Origin of the sequence: Mesorhizobium sp. M0768, assembly GCF_040320195.1 — a bacterium.
Classification (GTDB): domain Bacteria; phylum Pseudomonadota; class Alphaproteobacteria; order Rhizobiales; family Rhizobiaceae; genus Mesorhizobium.
In genome coordinates this window covers 83,282-104,491 of record NZ_JAMYPD010000016.1, presented here as the reverse complement: position 1 = coordinate 104,491, position 21,210 = coordinate 83,282, and the positions used below count along the sequence as shown (strand labels likewise).

17 protein-coding genes and 2 pseudogenes are annotated in these 21,210 nt (G+C 60.3%); all 19 read right to left on the bottom strand.

The window, feature by feature from the left end:
* Positions 1 to 97 precede the first annotated feature (97 nt).
* A complete protein-coding gene (gene nifH / locus NKI08_RS20510; protein WP_352771769.1) occupies positions 98 to 991 on the bottom strand; it encodes a nitrogenase iron protein in 894 nt (297 codons plus the stop codon).
* A 476-nt stretch (positions 992 to 1,467) separates the two neighbouring features.
* Entirely contained in the window at positions 1,468 to 2,535 is a 1,068-nt protein-coding gene (locus NKI08_RS20505; protein WP_352771767.1) for a type II toxin-antitoxin system HipA family toxin, read from the bottom strand.
* A 169-nt stretch (positions 2,536 to 2,704) separates the two neighbouring features.
* Positions 2,705 to 3,617: pseudogene (locus tag NKI08_RS20500) on the bottom strand (IS3 family transposase); the annotation flags it as partial.
* 330 nt (positions 3,618 to 3,947) lie between these two features.
* The gene (locus NKI08_RS20495) at positions 3,948 to 5,102 is read right to left on the bottom strand and encodes a phosphorylase family protein (protein ID WP_352771765.1); all 1,155 of its coding nucleotides are present in this window, start codon (positions 5,100 to 5,102) and stop codon (positions 3,948 to 3,950) included.
* Positions 5,099 to 5,560 carry a hypothetical protein gene (locus NKI08_RS20490; protein ID WP_352771764.1) on the bottom strand — a complete coding sequence of 154 codons (462 nt, stop codon included), beginning with the start codon at positions 5,558 to 5,560 and terminating at the stop codon, positions 5,099 to 5,101. Before NKI08_RS20490 ends, NKI08_RS20495 begins: the two co-directional genes overlap by 4 nt.
* The gene (locus tag NKI08_RS20485; RefSeq protein WP_352771762.1) at positions 5,560 to 8,628 is read right to left on the bottom strand and encodes a hypothetical protein; all 3,069 of its coding nucleotides are present in this window, start codon (positions 8,626 to 8,628) and stop codon (positions 5,560 to 5,562) included. Before NKI08_RS20485 ends, NKI08_RS20490 begins: the two co-directional genes overlap by 1 nt.
* A gap of 324 nt (positions 8,629 to 8,952) precedes the next feature.
* Positions 8,953 to 9,480, bottom strand: coding sequence for a hypothetical protein (locus tag NKI08_RS20480; RefSeq protein WP_352771760.1), 528 nt, complete (start codon positions 9,478 to 9,480; stop codon positions 8,953 to 8,955).
* Positions 9,481 to 9,957: 477 nt separating this feature from the next.
* Positions 9,958 to 10,236, bottom strand: a complete 279-nt coding sequence (locus NKI08_RS20475) for a hypothetical protein (RefSeq protein ID WP_352771758.1) — start codon at positions 10,234 to 10,236, stop codon at positions 9,958 to 9,960.
* A 77-nt stretch (positions 10,237 to 10,313) separates the two neighbouring features.
* On the bottom strand, positions 10,314 to 10,613 hold the full coding sequence (locus tag NKI08_RS20470; RefSeq protein ID WP_352771756.1) for a hypothetical protein: 300 nt from the start codon (positions 10,611 to 10,613) through the stop codon (positions 10,314 to 10,316).
* Between the two features lie 739 nt (positions 10,614 to 11,352).
* The gene (locus NKI08_RS20465; protein ID WP_352771754.1) at positions 11,353 to 11,646 is read right to left on the bottom strand and encodes a ParB N-terminal domain-containing protein; all 294 of its coding nucleotides are present in this window, start codon (positions 11,644 to 11,646) and stop codon (positions 11,353 to 11,355) included.
* Positions 11,647 to 11,927: 281 nt separating this feature from the next.
* Complete coding sequence (locus NKI08_RS20460; protein ID WP_352771752.1) at positions 11,928 to 12,110, bottom strand: hypothetical protein; 183 nt, start codon at positions 12,108 to 12,110, stop codon at positions 11,928 to 11,930.
* Between the two features lie 415 nt (positions 12,111 to 12,525).
* A complete protein-coding gene (fni, locus tag NKI08_RS20455) occupies positions 12,526 to 13,575 on the bottom strand; it encodes a type 2 isopentenyl-diphosphate Delta-isomerase (protein ID WP_352771750.1) in 1,050 nt (349 codons plus the stop codon).
* An 84-nt stretch (positions 13,576 to 13,659) separates the two neighbouring features.
* On the bottom strand, positions 13,660 to 14,562 hold the full coding sequence (locus NKI08_RS20450; RefSeq protein ID WP_352771748.1) for a terpene synthase family protein: 903 nt from the start codon (positions 14,560 to 14,562) through the stop codon (positions 13,660 to 13,662).
* On the bottom strand, positions 14,559 to 16,109 hold the full coding sequence (locus tag NKI08_RS20445) for a hypothetical protein (protein WP_352771746.1): 1,551 nt from the start codon (positions 16,107 to 16,109) through the stop codon (positions 14,559 to 14,561). Before NKI08_RS20445 ends, NKI08_RS20450 begins: the two co-directional genes overlap by 4 nt.
* A 148-nt stretch (positions 16,110 to 16,257) precedes the next feature.
* Entirely contained in the window at positions 16,258 to 17,256 is a 999-nt protein-coding gene (locus tag NKI08_RS20440) for a polyprenyl synthetase family protein (RefSeq protein WP_352720435.1), read from the bottom strand.
* 154 nt (positions 17,257 to 17,410) lie between these two features.
* On the bottom strand, positions 17,411 to 18,754 hold the full coding sequence (locus tag NKI08_RS20435; RefSeq protein ID WP_352771745.1) for a cytochrome P450: 1,344 nt from the start codon (positions 18,752 to 18,754) through the stop codon (positions 17,411 to 17,413).
* Positions 18,754 to 19,596, bottom strand: a complete 843-nt coding sequence (locus tag NKI08_RS20430) for an SDR family oxidoreductase (protein WP_352771824.1) — start codon at positions 19,594 to 19,596, stop codon at positions 18,754 to 18,756. Before NKI08_RS20430 ends, NKI08_RS20435 begins: the two co-directional genes overlap by 1 nt.
* Before the next feature lie 168 nt (positions 19,597 to 19,764).
* Positions 19,765 to 19,890, bottom strand: a pseudogene (locus NKI08_RS20425) (ferredoxin); the annotation flags it as partial.
* Between the two features lies 1 nt (position 19,891).
* Entirely contained in the window at positions 19,892 to 21,181 is a 1,290-nt protein-coding gene (locus tag NKI08_RS20420) for a cytochrome P450 (RefSeq protein ID WP_352771743.1), read from the bottom strand.
* Positions 21,182 to 21,210: the final 29 nt, after the last annotated feature.

Here is a 21,210-nt window from a genome sequence, read left to right as displayed (position 1 = left end):
GGACCCCTTTCAAGGTTCAGGGTGACGCCTCACCGACGAGGCGCCGTTCTTCGAAAGGCGCGCCAGGTCAGGCCGCGCCCCCAGTCAGTAGCGGTCGTTACTGTACGGCCGCCTTGGCCGCTTCCTTGACCTGAAGCTCGGCAAGCATCTGCTCGTCGGTCTTCATGATGCCGAAGTCGAGCAGCATGTCCTCGAGCTCCTCCATGGTGATAGGGGTGGGGATGGTGCCCTGGCCCGAATTGGCATGGATCTTCTCGGCCAGCGCCCTGTATTCCCCGGCCTGCTTGGAGTCCGGCGCATACTGGATCACAGACATCTTCCTGAGCTCGGCGTGCTGGACGATGTTGTCGCGCGGCACGAAGTGGATGAGCTTGGAATTGAGCCTGGAAGCCAGCGCTTCGGCGAGGTCGAGCTCGCGATCAGTTTGGCGCTCGTTGCAGATCAGGCCGCCGAGCCGCACGCCGCCCGAATGGGCGTATTTCAGGATGCCCTTGGCGATGTTGTTGGCGGCATAGAGCGCCATCATCTCGCCGGACATGACGATATAGATTTCCTGGGCCTTGTTCTCGCGGATCGGCATCGCGAAACCGCCGCACACCACATCCCCGAGCACGTCGTAGGAGACATAGTCGACATCGTCGTAGGCACCGTTCTCCTCGAGGAAGTTGATCGAGGTGATCACGCCGCGGCCGGCGCAGCCGACACCCGGCTCAGGGCCGCCCGACTCCACGCATTTTATGCCTTTGTAGCCGACCTTGAGCACGTCCGCGAGTTCCAGGTCTTCCACCGAACCTTCCTCTGCCGCGAGGTGCAGGACCGTATCCTGAGCCTTCGCGTTCAGGATCAGGCGGGTGGAGTCGGCTTTGGGGTCGCAGCCGACGATGAGGATTCTCTGCCCGAGGTCGACAAGGGCGGCGAGCGTATTTTGGGAGGTGGTGGACTTGCCGATGCCGCCCTTGCCGTAAAAGGCGATCTGACGCAAACCTGACATGTAGCTTTCCTTCCTTCGTTCCATTCATCGCGGCTGCCGCGACATGAATGCCGGTCGGGCAGCTGTCGCCGCCTCGCACCCAAGGATCTCAAGACTCGTGCCAATTTGGCTGATCGAATCGAAGAATAATTTCATGTTTGCTTTTCAGGGATTTAGCTTGAGGCCAAAGAAAGGATCGTCGGAACAAGCCGTGTAGCGGACCCGACATTGGCGACAAAAACGTCGGATAGCGATCCTCAGTCACCGCATTCGTTCGAACCGCATCGTTGTGTTGAGGTGGCGAACAGCATCTCGACCCTCTTGTAATTGCGGGATGCTGCGAACTCTTCTGTCGGCGAGCTGACGTGCTTGCTCACGCGTGTCCTCGTGGACACTGCGCCGAATCTTGCGCCACGCTGGCATACCTTCGATCCACGGCCATCCATACGGGCCGCGGGCGATAATTCCGCCATATCACCAACCCAAGGGGACTCGGCTCACTTATCGGCGCAGGAGTTCAGTATCGGCGTCATCGCCTTCACATGTTCGTCGATCCGCTCGAGCACTTTCGCTGCGACAACCTCGCGCTCAGGCAGATGCCACCAGTGCTCGTTGACGAGTTCGACGGTCTCGACCACTGCCTTCAGGACTGCCGGCTCCGGAAGCCTTGCACGGTTCGCAAATGCTTTCCATTGCGGTGCTGCTAGCGCCTTGAATGAGCGCTCCCCTCCAAGCGACAGCGCCATGGCGTCGGCGGGAATATATGGCACGGTCGACAGGACGTCGTAGATTGGTGCAAGCACCGGCTTGTCGCCGTTGCCGGGATAAATCAAAGACCAGTTCTTCAGGTGCATGTCGCCATCGCCAGTGATGACCGTCAGCGCCAGGCGGCGGACGAATTCGAGAGCCGCCGTAAGTGAGACGGCCACGCCAAGGGCCCAGGCTATGTCGTGATAAGCGGCGCCCTCATATTTGCGCGAGGGATAGACACCGAAGACCTGAGCGAAATCCTCGATGTGAATCCTCTCGCCATCGGCGCCGCGATCGAAGCGTTTGACGAGAAGGCCCTTGCCCTCTGCCAGCGTGTTGAATTCCTCGGGAATATCCTCGAAATCGGACTTCTCGATAAGTTCGCGTTCAGGCACCTCCATGCCGATCGCTGCGGCCAGCGCGAGGTTGGCGAATTCATTTTCGGAAACGCCTGGAAACGCCGTCGAAGGGAACTTGGCGATGTATCGGCCTTGCTCGTCGTCCATCGGCAAGGTCAGGCCGCCGCCTTTTCCAGTGTTCTTCATGACCGACAGCTTCATCTGCACGCCAGCAAGTGAGAACCGCGCCTTGGGCTTATCCTTTGAAGCATCCTGCGAAACTGCTATCGCGCTGTCACTGGGCAACGCCCGTACGGCTCCCGGCAGATCGGCGCCCAGCGCAGCTAAAAGATCGAAATCATTGCCTGGCCGCACATTGCCTTCGTGGTGCTTTTCCATCGCCTCGCGCAATTTCTCCTCCGGCAGGAGGTTCGCGAAGAAAGCGGGCAAGACGATGCCGGCCTTCCGACCAGCCATGCCAGACGCGGCACCGCCTTCGACTACAACATCCCGGCCAAGCGCGCCGAAGAACGATCCCGCGTCGAGAAGGCGGAAGCTGCCTATGCAGCAGCGACTTCCCGATGGCGAACGAGGCCGGAAAGGCAGAAGGCTGTGGAAAAAGCCGCCGAATGAGAAGAACGGGCTATTCTACAACATCCGTCTGCATCGGCTTGCCGGGCGCAATGTAATGCCATTCGACGCGGTTCTGATCCGCCCAGGAGAGGATGGCGTTCGAGGTGAACTCGCTGCCATTGTCGCTGACGATCATTCTCGGCCGGCCGCGCTCGGTGATGAGCCGGTCCAATTCGCGGGCAACCCGCATGCCCGAGAGAGACGTATCAATGATGAGTGCCAGGCACTCTCTCGTGCAGTCGTCGACGACGGCCAGGATGCGGAAGCGGCGCCCGTCTGTGAGCTGGTCCGATACGAAGTCGAGCGACCAGCGCTCGTCGGGCCTCAGCGGCACCACCATCGGCGCCCTGGTCCCGATCGCCCGTTTGCGGCCGCCACGGCGGCGAACGGCGAGCTTCTCCTCCCGATAGAGCCGGAACAGCTTCTTGTGGTTCACGACCAGGCCCTCCCGCCTCAGCATCACGAGAAGACGCCGCTAGCCGAACCGGCGACGCTCCTGCGCGATCGCCTTCATCCGCTCGCGAAGCTCGCGGTCGTCCGGCCTGCTGGTCTCGTAGCGAACCGTCATGCGGCAACAGCCGATGGCTTTACACGCCCGCCGTTCGCTCATCCCGAAGCCTTCCTTCAGGCGAGCGACAGCTTTCCGCTTGGCCGCGGGCGTCACCATTTCTTTCCCACAAGATCCTTCAACGCGGCATTGTCGAGCATGGCGTCGGCCAGAAGCCGCTTCAGCCGCGTGTTCTCGTCCTCCAGAGCCTTCAGTCGCCGAGCCTCGGAGACATCCATCCCGCCGAAGCGGGCCTTCCAGTTGTAAATCGAGGCGTCGCTGACCCCGTGCTTGCGGCACAGATCGGCAACCGATACCCCGGCCTCATGTTCTTCAAAATTCCGATGATCTGCTCTTCAGAGAAGCGGCTACGTTTCATGTCCTGGTCCTCTCGATGGGCCAGAACGAACTTCAAACCGGATTAGATAAGAGGGGCAAGGTCACCCTCCCCGTATTCTGGATGTTCAGGCAGCTAGTACGGTTGCCGATACCTACGGCGAGGTCACGCTAAAGACCATGGCGGCGGAGATTGCGAAATTGCCTCGCTATTCGGTTGTAACCTAATTTCGATTTTTCGGCTGGTGGCATGCACCAGACCGGACTAGATGGCTCGGCAAGTTGACGAAAAACCTGTTCTGGGGCCATTTGGGGTATGCTGCCAATTGTTCGCGCAACAGGCTGCCATAAAAGGCAGTGTCTAATTAAATGACTAATGCCTTTTTTCCGTGACCAAATTCTCAACAGCCGCCAGTGTGAATTTTGCCGACAGGTAACTTCCGTAAAAATGCAATTCATCGTCTTTTGCTACGTTAGCCATATCAACAACGGTTTTCGCACAAAACGAATGGACATCTCTACCCGACATTTCGACCGCTCGGTACAGCCCGAACGTTTCCATATCGATCGCAGCGACTTTCCTGTGTTGATCGGAAACACTGCGGAGCCGCTTTTCGCTAGCGATAACTGCCGAACCCGAAGCAAATGGTGCAATACGAGGCTGCGTGATAGTTCGGGGGCGTACTGTTCCAGGAAAGCCAGCCTCAAACTGAGTAACAACGTCAGGGCCTTCGATCATTTTTGCTAAAACTGTCCCGGTCCGTCCCGGCATGACTGAATGGTAAGGCTCCGCCTTGAATGCATCATCGTACCACTTGCCGGACTGATACTCCCAGCAGCGCTCGGCCACGAGCAGTTGTCCGAGGACAGAATTACCAGCCACACCGCCGCAAATGCCGCTCATCGCGACAATTCGAGGCGCATACAGCTCCAAGACACGCGCAATCTCCACAGATGCGTTCACAAGTCCCATGCGCTGCAACAATATGACTGTTCCATCGGCGGAACCCAAAGTTAGGTCCCAATGATCGACGCCATACCGAAGCAAGCTTTCGTGCTTGAAACCCGGCAATCTAAGGTAGGCCGTGCGCTCCTCAGAGATAGAAGTGAAGATCACAAAATCATATCGACCGCGATCGCGGGCCTGAGCAAGAAAGACATCCAACGCGGCCGTCCATGTTTCTGTCCGGTTGAAATCGTAAATTATGCATCCGCGAGCCGCGAACGCATCCCGATACTTCTCGGCTTCATCGACAAACGATGTGATTGCTAAGAGTGGGACACGTTTTTTGCCAGCATAGTCCAGCATATGGAGGATCTCCATTCCAGAGCTCGTTGCGCCGCCCTTCGGAATGGTAGGCATAAGCAAATCTATAACACAAAGATCGAAATCCTCTTTAGCTATAGCGACGAACTTCGCTATATTATCTATCCGCTTTATTGCGTTTTCCTTCACTCCTTTTGCGATCAACACCTTTGCTATAGAAGCGTATTTATCGTTGTCATCCTCAAATACGACTGTTCTCACGTCAATCTCCAAAGCGCCGCATCAAAGCTTTTTTCCCATTCCGGTGTTTTGAATGAATACAATATTGATCCCAATACATTTTGCCCGTAGCGCGCCGTCAAAAGCCGAGGCAAAGCTGATAGCCTTATCTTCTCCCCATTAATGAGAATTTCCGGGTACTGAGTGACGATAATCAAATTCGCTTTCGCGCCACTAGATTTTAATGCGCGTAGAATTTCGATACCCCCCATTGATTGAGCTACACCTCCGGCACTCGCCACCTCACCTTTTGCAAATGTGGGAAGCGCCATATCTAAAACGATGAGGTCGAACGGCCTTTGCATCACTGCCAAGACCGCGTCTCTAACCCCTGTTGCGACTGTCGGTTTGCCAAATCCTGCAACCTCTAGTCTCCGAAGCAAATCGTTAGTTTTGTGCTCTTCATCTTCGACCAAAAGAAGATTGTATAGCTTTCGCATCAGGACGCACTCGCTCCGGCAAGCTCGACCGTCAGGGTAAACTCGATCTCAATTACCTCTTCGTGACTCCTCAATTGGACGCTGCATGTCCCCTCACTATGCTTGGTGATGAACCGCAGCTTTTTAATTCCTGTGTAGCCTTCGCGCACCATAGCCTGAGCAAGATCCTCGGCATCAAGGCTGGCCCTGATACGATCAACGTGCTCTGATCGCTTATCGCCGTCTGAGATTACGGACGCTACGCAGAAGCGCAGTCTTTCAAGATGCGGAACTGGCATTCCTTTTCGTTCCACCGCGATCGATATTGACCGATCTTCGTCTCCGTAGTGAACTCCGTTCCGGATGAGCACCGACAAGCAGTCGTAAACGCGATGGACCGACAAGCCATCGAGTTCTAAATCTTCCGCGTCGCCCGACCATGCCAACGCAGGATGGCCCCCTACCCCCACAGCTTCCATTTGGACTAAGTCACCTAATTGCCTCGGTGTAGCACTGACAAAGCCGCTCTCAGGTTCTCTGAACCAGCTACCTAGCCGCGCAAACCTATCATGGATGGCATCTGTAATTTCGGCCCTGAATTGCCTATGCAGCGCACTGCTGAACCCGTGGAACCGATTATCAATATCGGCGAGTGCCGAATTCAAAACGTCTTCTGTGATGTTCTTCGCGACGGTCTTTAGCTGCGGCTCGATCTGTTGCCAACAAAACCGCACCATCAAATCGTAGAAAACATCAATGCTTCCCCCCGCGACCGCAAGCTGTCGTAGGCTTATGAGATTTGCATGCGTCGTCGGATCTTCTAACGTAACTTCTGCGGAGAACCACCCATGCGGGCGTTGCTGCGCCTTGAACTGCAAGTTCTCGCGCCTTAGTTTATCTATCAATGCCCGATAGTCATTTACCCAAAGATCATAAGCGAGCATGAAATGATCATCAGTCATCAAAAGATGGAAATGCAGCGCATCTTTGAGAGTTTCTACACCGTCTCTCATCATGCCACTCAACGTATTATGCCTAATTCGCCTCCCTAAATATGACTCTATGCCGAACGTGTTATTAAGACAAAACTCTGCAAACGCAATTCTAGCGAACTCAAATAGGATATAGTCGTACGCCGCCGCGACGGTTATATCTATAACGACGTCCTCGAAAGATATCTTTGCCTTTTCCGATCTGGTTTTATTAAGATCCACGCTGTGTCCAATAATACGCTCGTATTGCTGTGCATATGCGCTCGGATTATCTACAAGCCACCGCTTCATCGCAATACCATCGACGTATATCCGACTATCATCAAAGTATTTTCTCAATTTTGCCACACCGCGCTGGGCCTCTATTGCATCAGCCTCTACAAAGTATTCCAGCTTCTGCTTCCGTTTTCCTACAGCCCGAAGTAGGTACTGACGAGTTGTATCAGCCTGATCGGGCGACTTTACTATCCAATAAATTTTTTGGAGCGTCGTTCTATCCAGCGTGTGCAGCAAGAAATTGGCTATTTCTGGAGTATCTTCCAACAACCAGTCGATAAACGCCTCTATTGAGCCTGAGAAGCTTGAGAGGACGGTTTGGGCCATCTCGAAACGAAACTTAAAATCTACATCTTCGTCATGCGCTTTCGCTTTGTGTAGTGCCAACGACAAGACCGCTATCACGTGGCGTGATTTCTCATCTGCTGAAGAGTATAGCTTTTCGATCTCAGGTTCGTTCAATAATATGTCTAACGAAGTAGTATTATCAAATATATACCTTATCTCGTAATGATTCAGAGGCTCGTAAGATGACGACGATATGAACCTTAAAAAATCTAAAGTTCTTAGAAACGAACCCTTGTTCTGCGGTTTTCGATAATCCTCGTGCTTCCGGAATCCGAAAAGGCGTTTAGTCAAGTCGCGTTTGGAAGGCGGATCAGGTTCCGAGATTGGGGCAGCGCCAGCTATTGGTAGGAGCCTCGGACCGATGATCCTGTCCGCGTAGTTTCTGAAAGTTGCTGGCTCGTCGAATTCAAGAAACGCCATGGAGCGTCTGTAGTATGCCAGATCAGCGGACCGCGGGGCCACGTCTGACACGAGTTCCTCTGTTTCAAATGGTGTACCGCCAACCTCCTCCATCGTGCCGCTTATTTTCGGATTCAACCATTTTTCCACATATGAACCGATCGTTGGCCACTCACTGCCTAGTCGGCGAACAACTAGCATCCCCAAAACTTCATCCACGAAAGACATCGAGTGACATTTTCGGAGGAATGCCCCTATGTCAGCTTCGCTGATCGGCGTAGGACAGACATTGAAGAGCGGAAGAATCTTTCTGAAATCATCGTCCAAAAACCGAAGCGCAACTCTGATCCTGGAAGTCAACGTGTCGAAATATGGGAAATTCATATCCAAAGCCTCCATGGATATATAATGAGGCGACGGGTATTTGTGGTGATCGAGTACTTTAGAAAATTCCGCGAAAGCTTCCTGCAACTCTGGTTCGTTTGCTGATGTCGCAACGATGTATGCGACTTTTTTCGTCACGAAATTTGAGGAGCCCCAACGTTCAGCGAACAAAGCGAGTGCATTTAGGGCATCGACATCGTCTGAGCGCGTTAGTGGAGCGAGAGTCTTCATGGCTCCGAGTACTTCAAGGGTCTCGTCGTGCCAGCTGTTTAATCGACCAGACATGAATGCTATTTCGCGCTGCGAGCTAATTGCTTCTAGATTATGTAGGCGTAATTGTGATCGATAAGTATGTCCTACGTTCGTGAATGGATAAGCTCCCTGTTTTCCCATCAACACATCGGTAGCGCTGGCTAAGGCTTCCGTGGGAACGTTTTTTCGTAGGAGGTTGACATTTGGCAATGAGGCTTGCGCATCGTCGTTACGGGAAATGATGCCTCGCACTACATTGCGAGACGTGACGTCCGCTATGCGCTGAAGCGCTTGGAATACGTGCGCCCCATTCCTGGCCCGCGCTTTCAACATTGGAGGCTTACTGTCAGAGCGTCGCATTAAGGATTCATGACTCCATTGAGCGCACAGAGAATCGTTTTTTTGAACAGGGACCACATTTCGAACAGACAATGCCACTGGTTTTTCCAGCCTGTACTGATTCTTCTTTTTTCCTCGGTATGTCGAATGCAGAACATTCTGTTATCTGCAGCCATCTGCCTGCTCGTGTCCTCGCAGCTTGGTATTTCAAGGCAGCCAACGCCGTTAACGCGTGCCTGTCCGCATCCTCGCCCCTCGGTGCGACTTTGTAGATAGAGATCGATACCGCCGCTTCGTCGGCTATTTTTACCAACGAGGCGTTGGCGGCTTGGCCAGCACGCTTACAGGATCTCCAGTGCAAAGCTTTCTAGTCTCACTGTAGGTCTGCCGTCGGGTGAACCGGGCCGGGCTTTGACACATCACCTAACTGACATCAGCAAGCCAATCAACTTTTGGGCGAAGGCCGTAGTTCGCGGTCACGCAAGTGCAACTGGGATTCGGAAATATGGCCTCTTTAGCGCTTCTTGCGATCGTCCCGTTCAAGCCAATACAGGTCGGACAGTTCGCCGCCAGAACGTCGTACTCGAATCCCAGAAAGCACGCACCAAGTTGCTTACGAAAGTCTGTTTCCTTCTCGACAGCCCTATATCGCAGAACGCTGAATGTCGCTCTTAGAAGCGTCGTCTCATGGGCGCTGAGTGGGGCGCCCTTTCCGGCTTCCGACAACTCGTTGAAAGCAGCGTAGCTAAGGAATGCGTTGACGCGGATGCCGAGCGCCTTCTTTTCTTCACGGGAGATTTGAACGCCGTTCTTCCGATAGGCTGTGCAGATCGCGCGAGGATGGTCCCCCATCTCTGCTAGCAGTAGTCTGGAGATTGTTTTCGCCGCCTCGGGCTTCAGTAGGCCAAGCCGTGCCACGGCTTCACTGGCGGCTTCATTCTCTATTGTCATGTGGTCAGAATATTCAAGGTTCCACCTAACACAATAAAGAAACCGGTCCGTTGGCCGGACAGCTATCATCTCATTCGACAAGCGCTCAGTGTTATGGAGTTTAAGTCGAAACGAAGTCACGCGCTTGGTGATGGTAGGCGCATCAGGGCATACTCTGATGAGGTCAGCGCGCTTTGCGGACCGTATAATTCGGCTTGCCATTTACAAGAAGCTGACGGCGCGTGCGACTGCGCCGGAGATATGATGGCTCCGCCGACCACCCACGGCCACACCGTCTACGACTGATGAGTTGATCGGTATTGCCATGGAGTTTGACCGGCGCGCCGACGAAGCGGACAGCACCGAGTCCTCCTGTTGTCGAAGCTCCCGTGCAGGTGTCGAAAACCTCAGGGGCACGCAATGCAAACCGTCGACCCACCACGCATTTGGGTTACTGCGCACAGAAGCGCCGTTGCATTCTTGCATCACGAGGTTCGTTCAGCGGATCCAGGGCACAGGAAGCGGCATTGGAAGGCGGGACGGCAGATCCTGTCCCGGATAGTTGTCGAACGGTCCGGGGCAGTTCATCCCGCATCCCGGCGGGATGATCGGATCTTGGCGCGGCCCGATAGTCGGGCCAGTCGGCGGCTCAGGCGGCGGTTTGAGCTTAGAATAGTCGGTCGGTTCCGGCAAAAGATTACCGGGTTCGGCCGACTCGGCTGGTGAAGCCATGGTGAGCAGCATTGCTACATAGATTGCGTTTAAAAGCTTTTGCATATCTTGATCTCCTTGACGTGAATTCTGAGGAGCGCCTCCGGAATGAACTTAGAGGCGCTCCTTTCCGTCCAGGCAGCTTAGCCGCCCGGCATCGGGAAGGTCACCGAGCCGCCACCGCTACCGCCACCAGCGGTGCCGCCATAGCCCTGAAAGGTGACACCGCCCTGCGTGGTGTAGGAGCCGCCGCCGACGGCGTTGCCATCCGGGAGCGGAACCACGAAAAGGTGGCTCGGCGGAGTGACGGCGGGAGCAACGGGCCTTTCGACGTAGCTATTGTCGTGGGGGTTGGTAGCTGTGTAGGCGTCCGTGCCGTGGCCGGTGCTCGTGGCAGCCAGTAACAGGAAGAACGACGTCGAGGTAGACTTCAGCATTTTCATCTTCTTGCGATTTCCCTTTAGCAGGGTGACCGCATTGTTGCCTGAAGCCCGGCCGCCGGATATTCCTTTCACTGTCAGTTATGTGTCAGAAATTGTCAGGCGGCCAATGGAGGGACGAGATGGTTACGGACAAAGAAAGGGCCGACCTGAAAGTAAGTATCGCCAAATTCATGGAAAAACATAAAAGGAAAATTGGAGAAATATTAGAACAGCATAGCATTATGTATCGCACTTGGCGCAGAGCAGCGGTAGGTGAAAGGGTCTCGGATATAGCTTCTCAGGTGCAGAACTGCCGTTCTAGTCGGTATTTTTGGACTAAACTTCGTCCTGGGTCGCGTCAAAGGCGTCGATGACGCACTTCTCAGCATCTTGATGGTCGCGATTCCGAGTTGTCTTCAACTAGTTATGCTAGTCCGCCCTTGGAATGGAAAAATCCCCCTGTCGTTTTTTGGGCAAGCTTTCGCGGTTAGCCATTGTCTGGGGCTGTTCATTTTAGGCTTGGTCGTTTCATTCTATTCCTCACAACCTCGCACTAAACACTTCTGGTTGCTCCTGTTCGTCGGTTGTGCCTTGTTGAACATTACATTGTGGGGCGCTCTGGCCCTTATTCCTTCGCCCCGAACCCCTGATCTGTGGGAACATTATACCGACCTATCTGGCGTGCTCGTGATCGCGGTTGTTCCGAGTGTCGCGATTTCTGCGATAGCCGGGCTCCTCTTCAACCGGCTGCAAATCGCGCCTACGACATTATAGTCCGCCTAGCTTGGCGGCGTCGCGGACAGGTAAGGGCCGCGAGCCTCCGGTTTCCGTCCACGACAATAAATTCGTCCGGATCGATCTCACTTGCGATAACGCAGAACGCATCTCCCGGATCCAGGCCGTGGTCCTTGATACTCTCCATCATGGTTTTGAAGTGGCGCGGATCGAACTCGATCATGGAGCGCAATGCATCAGGCTGCGTGTCGGCGCTCACAATTCGGGGATTTTCAAGGTCCAACAGAAGTTGGCTGACGTTTACTTGGATTTTTTCCATGACTTCCCCCTATCGCTCCGCGAGCGAAGTTATGACCAGTGCAACCGGCGGGGGCAAGAGTTTTGACTGGTGCCTTACGGTTCATCAACCAGAAATGATCCGCTGCCCGTGGGCGGTAATATCGATTGCCTAAGGCGTTTCGGCCTGTATGATCGACGCGCGGTCCACATTGGGATCGCATAAGGTCCACAACATCGGAATTTGGTCTCTGCGAGGCACCAGCCTAAGTCACGGTAATCAAAACGATAATGGGACTTTCTCGGCGGTTCGATTTGGTGCCCCTAAGCCGCCTCATGATTCACGACTGCGTTCTGCAGTGCTGCCATGATCTTCTTGCTATCGCCGATCGACAGGCCGATATCGCCGTGGAACAGGCTCTCCCAGCTCTTGTCTATGCGGACCTCCTTCCGGCATGTCACGAATTCGTTCCGGCCCTCGATCGTAACCGTCCATTCCACCGCCATCGCTTTGTCTCAAAACGATGCTGATGGACTGCTCGAGCCTAACAACCCGTGTTTGACCCCAGAGAAGTTACCGGTCTCCTCGCGACCGACCGCGCATGACTCGGAGTCAATGTGGATCGCTACTCCTTCATTGCAATGGATTTGCACCATCTACTCCTTGCCGGTCTCCCGGCGCACCTTGTTCCGACCCTTCAGGGGCTCAGCTCGGTCGGCGTGACCGATCACCCCGTCAAAGCATCGACATAGGCGTCGAACGCGGCTTCATTCTCGGCTGTCCAGTCGGGCATGGCGGGGCGCCTCCCTGATCATGAAGCAGCACCCGAACAAATCCGCGACCAGCGCAAATCCCCCGCATCCGCGACTTTCTGACTCAGTAAGACTAGGTGCCCGCCGCCACGTGCGGGCGACGCCGGCATCAACCGGCGGGCAGATGCGCCGAGGGCAACAAGCGCGCCTGACGCAACGCCGCCAGATCAGCCGAGCCGGTGCAGAAGCAGGCGACGGCCAACTGACGGATGACGATCTCGAAATGCGCGACAACCGCCTCGGTGGATACCGTAGCCGCGCGCAGCACGCCGGCCGCCTGCCCGGCGATGTCCGCGCCCAGGCGGATGGCCTTGGCCACGTCGACGCCGTCGCGGATCCCGCCCGACGCGATCAGCTTCACCGTTGGCAGCGCCCGACGTATCGCCTGCACGCTGGCCGGGGTCGGAATCCCCCAATCGGCGAACGCCATCGCCACTGCACGGTCGGCGGCATCGCGGGCGCGCTCGCCCTCCACCGCGGCCCAACTGGTGCCGCCGGCGCCGGCGACATCGATCACCGCCACGCCCGCCTCGACGAGCGCACAGGCCACCGAGGCGGACAGGCCCGACCCCACTTCCTTGGCCACGATCGGCACGCCCACGCCGCGCGCGGCGCGAGCGATCTGCGCCAGGACACCGCGCCAGTCGCGGTCGCCCTCCGGCTGTACCGCTTCCTGCAGCGGATTGAGATGGAGGATGAGTCCATCGGCCTCCAGCGCTTCCACCGCCCGGCGCGCCAGGTCCAGGCCGTCGGCCTCGCGCAGTTGCGCGGCGCCGATATTGGCCAGCAAGGGAATGTCTGGGGCCAGGCGGCGCAGCGCGCGCGTCAGCCCCTGGGAGTTGCGGGATTGCAGGCTCACGCGCTGCGAACCGACGCACATCGCGATCCCCAAGGCTTGCGCTGCCTCGCTCAGATGCCGGTTGATGGCCTCGGCGCGTGGCATGCCGCCGGTCATTGAGCTGATTAGCAGCGGCGCGCGCATGGTCTTGCCCAGCAGCGAGGCGCGCAGGTCGATCTGCGTCAGGTCCAACTCGGGCAATGCGCAGTGTTCGAAACGGATGTACTCCCAGCCGGCGGCGACCGTGGCCGACGCCGTTCGCCGATCCAGCACGATGTCCAGATGGTCGTCCTTGCGCCGGCTCAGGGCGGTGTCGCTCATGCTCGCTCCATCCGTCGCATCGGGCGACGGCGTTGCGTCGGATCGGACCGACGGCAGCGCGCGCACGCCGCCGCCTCCGTGCGTTCAGGCCGGCGCACGCTGGCCTCCGCCCGCAGCGTCGCTGCGGTAGCGGCTGGTCGAGGTCTGGTAGTACTGCGCGCGGATGGCCGCCATGGCCTCGATCAACGGTCTCCACGGCGCGGGAAAGCGTTCTTCCGCCATCATCCGGTGCAGCATGCGCATATGGCCGGCCAGCTCGTCGTTGAGAAACTCCTCCACAGGCATAGCCGGATAGCGCTGCAGCAGCAGGATTGCCGCGTTGTCGGCCTCGCCGGCCGACCTGTCCTTGTCGCGTCCATGCAGATCGTTCTGCAGGCGCCCTATCGCGGAGATGAGCCGCAGGACGTGGCGAAACGCCGGACGTGCGCGCAAGGTCGCCATGTCCAGCCCCCACAGCAACGACAGGCAACAGAACACGTTCGTGTAGGCGATCGAATCGATGCCGTTGTGCAGGTACTCGGCGTAGGACCAGCGTTCCGCCCCTGCCGCCTGCGCATGTCCGGCGCGCAGCGCCGCGCAGTAGCACCGGGTATCGTCGAGAAGCTGAGCATAGTCGCGAGGATCGTAGGCGAGCGCGGCCAGCGAAGCGCGCAGCACAGCGCAGCCCTCGAATCCGGGGAGCGTGCACGGCCCGCCCTGCCCGAGCGCCTGCTCCACCGCGGCGAGCTGCTCCGGCGCGATCAGGCCAAGGTCATTGCAATCGTCGAGCCAGAACAGCAGCGACAGTTCGCGATAGAACGCCACGATCAGCGTTTCGTCCTGCGGATCGCGGCCGGTGCGGGCGCTGGTATCGCGTAGGCTCGGGTGGATGCGCTGCAGGATGTACTGGCCGCCCCTGACCGCTTCCACGGCATGCTCGTGGGCGAACCCGGTCAGGGAACGCCCCCACTCCAGCACCTGCTGCAGCGCGCGTTCGGTGTGGATCATGGCGCCGCTCCTGCTCCCTCGGCCAGGACGCGCCGCCCCCAACGAAGCGCCAGCCACAACCCGGCGAGTTCGGCCACGCGCACCACCCGGGTGGGGCAATACAGTTCCTTGCCGATCCACAGCGGCGTCTGCGGCAATGCATGCGCCGCATGGCGGGCGAGCATCCACTCCAGCGCACGCGCCACCGCCTGCGCGATGCGGGGGCGCCCTGTCGGCTCTTCGCTCCCGTCCATCACGTGCAACGCGAACAGCGCATAGGCGGTTTCCTCGAATGTGGACGCGCGACCGGCGCCCCAGCCGCCGTCGTCGCGCTGCGCCTGCATGAGCGCCGCCAGCGCGCGCTCGTCGCGCCACTGGGGCTTGCCTTGCGCCAGCGCAGCGACCGCATGCGCGGTGGGATACAGCCACGAAACGTGCCATTTTTCGTTGTCCCATAGACCGTCCGGGTTGCGATTGGCCTCGAGGTAGGCGCTGGTGCCGGCCGCGGGCTTTCCCAACATCCGCAACGCATGCAGGGCATGGATGTTGGTCGACACCGAGGCATTGCGCTCGCCGGGGAAGGTGACGAACAGCTCGCCGATTTCGAAATGGCGCAACGCATCGACCGCCGGGTCGCGGCCTGCAAGGCGCAGGACGCACATCGCAACGGCGGTATCGTCCGCATCGGCCGCGAAGTGCAAGGCCGGGCCCAGACCGCGCACGCCGAGGCGGGCGTCGAGCTGCGCGACGATCACTTGCACCGCCTCGGCCAGCGCGGGATGCGCGAACAGACCGGCCAGATGCAGGGTGTACAGCGACCAGCATGGCTCGAATACATTGATCGGCCAGACGTTGGGAAAGACACCTTCGATGCCGCTGCGCGTCGCCCGTGATGCCGCCTCCAAATACGCGTCGGCGCGCCCGACCTGCGGCGTGCTCCCCTGTGTCACGGCGTGCGCACGCCACGCGGAGGTGGCCGCCGGACTGATGCCGATGCTGCCGTCGTCATCCGGGCATGCGGTGGTCGGCGACGTCCCCCAGGCCTCCCAGGAGTGCAGCAACGGATGGCCGCTCGGCAAAGTTGCCACCGCCCCCAGCTTGACCAGGCACGCTTGCCGCAACGGCAACAGCGCCGGGTGGCGCGGAAACGCCACCCCGCCCAGCAAGGATGCGGCCTCGCCGCACAACTGCGGCAGGATCAGCTCCGCGCCGAACGGCGCGTCTTCCGGCACCGCATGCGCGTAGGGATCGGGCTGGCGCTCGAGGAACCGGGTTGCAGCCTGGACTGCGTCGGCAGCGCCGGGAAGAGGATCGGCACGCTGCAATGCCAGCAACGCCGCCCACGTGGGCGCATGGCGGAACAGCGGGAAGTCCGCATTTCCCCATCCGCCATCGGCCTGTTGCTGCGCGATGAGCCACGCGTATGCGTCCTGCCGACCGGTGACGTTGCCGTGGAACTGCAGAGCTCGCGCCGTGTCGTAGACGGACGGACCGACGCTGCCGCCGTCGCTCATCTCGCTCAGCAGGTGGCGCAATTCGGAAAGGATCTGTTCGGACAGCGCGTTCACGCGGGATGTTCCTTCTGCAGACGGTTGACGAGAACCAGGATCGGCAGACGCCGCGCACATCGCCGCGGACTCGGGCACAGTGCAGCATGCACCGCTGCCGCCGGCCGATCGCAGCGGCACAGGGGCGACTCCATGTGGACGGGCGTGCTCATGCGCATGGCGCGTGCTTGAACAGATACCCGTTGGCCCGCTGCAGTATCTGCGCCAACCGTTCCGCACGCGGCCCCAGCGGGGCGATGGCTTCCCCGGCGTCGCGCAACAAATCCAGCGCGAACTGGCGCGCTGCCTGCAGCCCCATGATCGACGCGCAGGTCGGCTTCTGCGCCGCCGCGTCCTTGCCGGGGGTCTTGCCCAGCGTCGCGGTATCCGCTGTCGCGTCGAGAATGTCATCGACCACCTGCAACGCCAGGCCGAAACAGGCGGTGTACCGATCGAGCGCACAGTACAGCGCAGCGTGCGCGGCATCCTCCGCGATGGAGCATAGCGCGCCCATGCGAACGGACGCGCGCACTAGCGCTCCGCTCTTCATCCGGTGCATCGCCACAATCCTGTCCAGCTCGGCGTGCTTTCCGACCAGCGACAGATCCATGGCCTGCCCGCCTGCGGCACCCTCGGCGGACACGGCCTGCGCCAGTTCGCGCACGAGCGCGATACGGTTGTCGCCCGGCGCATCCAGGCTCGCCAGGGTCAGGAAGGCGTGCGCCTGCAGCGCATCGCCGGCCAGGATCGCAGTGGCTTCGCCGAACTTGACGTGCACGGTCGGAAGGCCGCGGCGAAGCACGTCGTCGTCCATCGCGGGCAGGTCGTCGTGGACCAGGGTACAGGCGTGCATCATCTCGATGGCGGCGCCGACGTCGTCAAGCATGTGCGCCGGCGTGTCGGCCAGTGCGCCGGCAGCCAGACAGAGCAAGGCGCGGGTGCGCTTCCCGCCATGCAAGGTGGCGTAGCGCATCGCCGCCATCAGCTCGGTCTCACCGTCGTCTTCGGCGCAGAGAAGACGCGCCAGCGCCTGTTCGACCCGCTTTGCGCCGTCCTGCATCCAGATCTCCGGCAGCAGCCTGCCGGATGCGCCGCGCGCCTGCGCGCCCAATCCGCCGAGCACGGAAACGCCAGTTCGGTCGTCGTGTAGCGTGGAACCGGTCTGCATGTTTTTCATGTCCTTGTACCTGACACGAGATGGCCACAGCGAGCGCCAAGCCGCAGCGGTGTTGCCGGCGTCGCACCGAGCGCGTGCGCTGAGTGCAGCAATGCCGCGCCTCGCCGGCGCCGCTGCCTCGCCACACGGGGCATGCGATGCCAGCTCATGAGAAGCCTATGCGGATTGCCATGGACGGATGTGCGGTCGGGTAATACCGCCGGCCTTTTTCGACGCCGCTCAGCAACCGCGGCCGCACCCCGGCCTGGTGCATCGTCAGCGCCAAGGCGATGCAGAACTGCACCATTTCCAGCCATACCAGGTGGTAGCCGATGCAGACGTGTGGGCCGGTACCGAACTGCAGCATGTCCACCGGCCGGATCGGCTCCGTGCGTTGCAGCCACCGCGCCAGACGGAACTGATCAGGCGCCTCGTGCAGCAGCGCCGAGGTCGAGAAATGCAGCAGCGGGATGCACAGATGGGTGCCCGCGGGAATGCGCCGTTGGCCGAGTTGCAATTCCTGCAGGACGCGACGCGGCAGGAGCGTGGTCGCCGGATGCAGGCGCAGCGTCTCGCGGAACAGCGCCTCGGCGACCGGACACTCAGCCAGGTCCGCGTGCCGGGTCGGCACCGCGCCCACGCGTTGCGCCTCCTCGACCAGGGCGTCCCACAGCACAGGCTGCCGCGCCAGCTCGATCACTATCCAGGCCATCGTCGAGGCAGTGGTGTCGTGACCGGCAAGCAGCAGCAAGCGGATATTGGCGACCAGGACGTCATCGGAAAGCGCATCGTCGCTGCGGTCGAAGGCGCTCACCATGTCGTTGATCAACCCGGTGCGCGCGGCATGCGCGCGCGCGTCGCGGACGAACTGGCGCAACTGCGCGTCGATCCAGTCGCGGGCGGCGCGGCCTCGCCGCAAGGGCAGTCCGGGCAGGTCGACCGGGGGCGCGACGATCAACTGCAGCAGTTGCCGGTATTTGCGATGCCATCCCGGCAGGTCCTGCGCGGGGATTCCCATGAGGCTGAAGATGAGCTTGAGCATCAGGTCGCCGGTTTCGCGCAGGATGGTTATGTCGCCGCGCTCGCGCCACGCCTGCACCCGCGCCCAGATGACGGGCGCGAACAGGTCGCCGATGCCGGCCTGGGTCAGCCCCTTGGGCAGGAACGCCGCCTTAATCGCATCGCGCGCCTGCCGGTGCGCGCCGCCGTCCTGGGCAACCAACGTTCCGCCAAGCAATTCGGGCGCGATCTCTTCGATCAGCGCCGAGGACACGTCCTTGTGCCGGAGCAGTGCGAACGCATCCGGATGCACGCAGGTCATCAGGTGTCCGGCAGGGCCGAAATCCAGCCAGAAGTGGCTGCCCAGCGTCCGTTCTGCGCGCTGCAGCAGGCGCGGCAGGTCGCAGACAATAGCGGGAAGATGCCCGACCAGGGGGAAAGCGCCAGGCATGACCTGGATGTCGCATCGCAGCCGGTGCCGACGGTTGAGCGGGTTGAGCAGCATGTCCATCAGCAGCGCGCCGCCGCCGCCGATTCGGTGTGGCCGGCAGGGCGCGCGGCGCAGCTGTTGCCACCGTCGGCGTATGTCGGCACATGCGCCAGCATGCCGCCATCGATGCACACGACCTGACCGGTGATGAACGCAGCATCGTCGGAGAGCAGGAACGCCACGAGCGCGGCCACGTCCTCGGGGCGGCCGACGCGCTGCAGGAGCTGGTGACGGCGCAGATGCCGTTGCATGCACTCGTCCAGCTTGGCGAGGAGACGCTCGGTCATGACGAGACCCGGCGCAACGGCGTTGCAGCGGATCTGCGCATGACCGTATTGGGTGGCGAGCGAAGCCGAGAGCATGTTCATCGCCGCCTTCGACGCGGCGTAGGACGTCTGCGCGGTGTCCCCGGTGAGCCCCTGGCACGACGACATGTTGACGATCGCGCCACCGCCCCGGGCGATCATCCTTGGGATGGCCTGCCGGCAGCAGAGCAGCGTGCCGCGCAGATTGGTCGCCATGGTCTGGTCCCAGACTGCCAGCTCCAGGTCGAGGATCGCGCGGTCGCGCGGGGTCAGATGCATGGCGCTCGCATTGTTCACCAGCAGGTCGACCCCACCGAAGTGCCGCTCCGCCGTCTCGAACAGCGCTGCCACCGCCTGCGCATCGGCGATATCCATGGCTATGGGCAGCGCGTGGCCTGCTTCGGCCGCGATCTGCGCGGTGCAGGCGATGGCCGCCGAGCCATCAATGTCGGCCACCACCACTCTGCCGCCTCCGCGCGCGATGGCGAGAGCGCATGCCTTGCCGATGCCGGCGCCGGCGCCGGTCACCACGGCCACCTTGCCTTCAAACCGTCCCATCGTGTCTCCTGAATTGCATTGGTCCTTCGCGGCATACCGCTGGGCCTGCGCCGGAGAAGGCGCAGGGTCGGCGCTGGCGCGCTCGTCATCGCCAGCGTCGCTTTCGATGACCCGAATGGCGGCGACCGGGCACTGGTTGGCCGCAAGCCGCACGGCGGCGTGCAGCGCCTGCGGGACCGTCGCCACGCACACTTCGGCCACGCCGTCCGGTTCGCGCTGGCGAAAGGTGCCCGGCAGCGTCAGCACGCACTGCCCGGTAGTTCCGCACAGATCCTGATCGACCAGGACGCGCATCTCAGCCCTCCTGCCCATGCAGCCGCACCGGCAGCGCGCGGAACGTCCTAAGGAACGCGGAGGGCTCCCGGGTCGGCTGCTCGGCCAATGCCAGCGTGGGGAAGCGCGCCTGGATCCGCGGCAGGCTCTCGGCCAACTGCACTCGGGCCAGTTGCGCACCCAGGCAGAAGTGGATGCCGTGGCCGAAGGTCAGCATGATCTTCCCGTCGATCGACATGCCAGGACTGGTGCCGTAGAACCGCACGGGATCGAAGCGGTCGGGATCGGCGAAGGCGTCCGGGTCGCGATTGCCGGCCGCAATCAGCACGCGCACGTCCGCGTTCTTCGGGATCACCACGCCGCCCAGTTCGATGTCGCGCTGGGCGATACGCGGAATGGAGCTGAACATGGCGGGCGCGTCGTAGCGCAAGGCTTCTTCGACGAATGCCTTCACCCCCACGGCATCTCCCTTCAGCCAGTGCCGCTGTTCGGGATACGCCAGCATCGCCAGGACCGCATGGCCGATGGCCGCGGCAGTGGTGGCGAAGCCGCCCAGCAGCATGCCCCAGAGCATGCTGATCAATTCCGCATCCGACAGCATGTCGGCATCGTCGTCGTGTGCGCCAACCAGCATTGACACGATGTCGTGGCGGGCATCGGTGCGCTTGCGCTGTATGAGGTCGCCGAAGTAGGCCTGCACCCTGGCGCTGGCCGCGTCCCCCGCAGCGAGTTGGGGATCGCTGGCGTGCGGGCTCAGGCCTTCCAGAATGGCGCTGATGCCGGTGACGAGCCCGAGAATGTCGTCCGGGGGCATGCCGAACAGTTCGCCGAAAACCAGCATGGGCAAGGCCAGCGCGAATTCCTGATGCAGGTCCACTGCCTCCCCGCGCTCCAGTGCGGGCGCCATGCCGTCCAGGCGCGCTGTGACAATGCGAGCGATGGTCGGCCTCAGGTTGTCGATCCGGCCGATGGTGAAATCGCGCGAGATCAGCCGGCGCAGACGCGTATGCGTTGGAGGTTCCTTCATCGCTAAAGTGGACGCCAGCAAACTTAGCGACAGGCTGGTCGCCGCACGCGGGAAATAGCGCGCCAGTTCGCCTGGCGCCGGCCCCCGAAAAGCATCGCCCGTGGCCTTGAGCACCCAGTAGATGTCAGCGTGGCGGCTCAACAGAAAGAGGCCCGACGCCGCGCGATGTACCGGATTGTGCTCGCGCAACCACCGCATGAATGGGTACGGGTCCTGAATGCACGCTGGCGACGCCAGTTCGGCGAAGGCGTCCCGGCATGCTGCCGTGGTTTCTTGCACGTCCATCTTGGTCACCTGTTGGCTGGCTGATCTGA

Coding starts and splice junctions, on each gene's coding strand:
- nifH (WP_352771769.1), bottom strand. CDS start 991: ATGTCAGGTTTGCGTCAGATCGCCTTTTACGGCAAGGGCGGCATCGGC.
- NKI08_RS20505 (WP_352771767.1), bottom strand. CDS start 2,535: ATGGCTGGTCGGAAGGCCGGCATCGTCTTGCCCGCTTTCTTCGCGAAC.
- NKI08_RS20490 (WP_352771764.1), bottom strand. CDS start 5,560: ATGCGAAAGCTATACAATCTTCTTTTGGTCGAAGATGAAGAGCACAAA.
- NKI08_RS20480 (WP_352771760.1), bottom strand. CDS start 9,480: ATGACAATAGAGAATGAAGCCGCCAGTGAAGCCGTGGCACGGCTTGGC.
- NKI08_RS20475 (WP_352771758.1), bottom strand. CDS start 10,236: ATGCAAAAGCTTTTAAACGCAATCTATGTAGCAATGCTGCTCACCATG.
- NKI08_RS20470 (WP_352771756.1), bottom strand. CDS start 10,613: ATGAAAATGCTGAAGTCTACCTCGACGTCGTTCTTCCTGTTACTGGCT.
- NKI08_RS20465 (WP_352771754.1), bottom strand. CDS start 11,646: ATGGAAAAAATCCAAGTAAACGTCAGCCAACTTCTGTTGGACCTTGAA.
- NKI08_RS20460 (WP_352771752.1), bottom strand. CDS start 12,110: ATGGCGGTGGAATGGACGGTTACGATCGAGGGCCGGAACGAATTCGTG.
- fni (WP_352771750.1), bottom strand. CDS start 13,575: ATGAGCGACACCGCCCTGAGCCGGCGCAAGGACGACCATCTGGACATC.
- NKI08_RS20450 (WP_352771748.1), bottom strand. CDS start 14,562: ATGATCCACACCGAACGCGCGCTGCAGCAGGTGCTGGAGTGGGGGCGT.
- NKI08_RS20440 (WP_352720435.1), bottom strand. CDS start 17,256: ATGCAGACCGGTTCCACGCTACACGACGACCGAACTGGCGTTTCCGTG.
- NKI08_RS20435 (WP_352771745.1), bottom strand. CDS start 18,754: ATGGACATGCTGCTCAACCCGCTCAACCGTCGGCACCGGCTGCGATGC.
- NKI08_RS20430 (WP_352771824.1), bottom strand. CDS start 19,596: ATGGGACGGTTTGAAGGCAAGGTGGCCGTGGTGACCGGCGCCGGCGCC.
- NKI08_RS20420 (WP_352771743.1), bottom strand. CDS start 21,181: ATGGACGTGCAAGAAACCACGGCAGCATGCCGGGACGCCTTCGCCGAA.